Genomic DNA, 1042 nt, shown 5'->3' on the forward strand with positions numbered 1-1042 from the left:
TCCATCGATGGCGGCGCGGCTGGTCGACGAAGCGACGACCGAAGCGGGGCCGGCGTGGCGCCGTCGGCATAGGGGTTGTCGGCGTGCGCGGCGGCCACGGCTTCGGCGCGCACGTCGGCGCGGCTGGCGGAAGCGGTGACCGGATGCACGCCTCGTAGGTTTCGGCGTGTACCGCGCCCGCGGCGCCCAGCATGGCGAATGCGATGGCGGAAAGAGCGATGCGTTGCTTGGAGTTCATGGTGCGAGTCCCTTCGAGTGTCGGTGTGGGCGGCGGACATTCGTCGTTGCCACGCATGCAGTGTGAAACCGCGGCGCGCGCGGCGCTGTGCGTTTGCGCACCGCTTTGGGCAACTACAGGGCGGCCGTCGCGTGCGGCGCGCAGAGCACCGAAAGCGGTTCGGAACGGCCGCGCACGGTGAGCGTTTCAACGGCGCCCATGGCGTCCGCCACACCGGCCTGCTCGGCCGCGAACAGCGACACCACGAGGCGCGAGGCCGCCAGCTTCGAATGGTCCTGCAGCCGGCTCGCGGTGTTCACCACTTCGCCGATGGCGGTGAAGGTGGTGGTTTCCAGGTAGCCCACTTCGCCCACCGCTGCGCGGCCCGCGTGCAGGCCCATGCCGAACTCCAGCCGCTGGCCGAACTGCGCTTCGAAGCCTTCGCTCCAGGCGTCCATGCGCTCGCCGATCAGCGCGGTCGCGCGCAGGGCCTGCCTGCATGCCGTGGGCAGGTCGCAGTCGAGCCCGAAGATGGCCATCACGCTGTCGCCGATGAACTGGTTGGGCACGCCGCCGCTCTCGCGCACGGCCGCGCCCACGGTGGCGAAATAGCGGTCCAGCACATAGGCCAGGTCGAAGGGCCACTGCCGCTCCGACAGGCCCGACCAGCGCCGCAGGTCGACGAACAGGATGGCCACGTCGCGCTCGCGCCCGAAGCTGCGACCGGCGCGGGCCGGCCCTCGTTGGGCAGCGGCGCGAACAGCGGCGTCACCTCGATGTCGCCGCGCGGGCGCAGCTGGCAGGCCAGCCGCACGTCGGCCGGGG

The 1042-nt window shown here is 71.7% G+C and carries 1 protein-coding gene; it reads right to left on the reverse strand.

Going from position 1 to position 1042, the window contains the following annotated elements:
- Positions 1 to 351: 351 nt before the first annotated feature.
- The coding region (locus BMG07_RS40760; protein WP_269759911.1) for an adenylate/guanylate cyclase domain-containing protein at positions 352 to 1042 on the reverse strand (691 nt) is incomplete at its 5' end.

The organism is Variovorax sp. E3, from assembly GCF_016082275.1.
Classification (GTDB): Bacteria; Pseudomonadota; Gammaproteobacteria; order Burkholderiales; family Burkholderiaceae_C; genus Variovorax.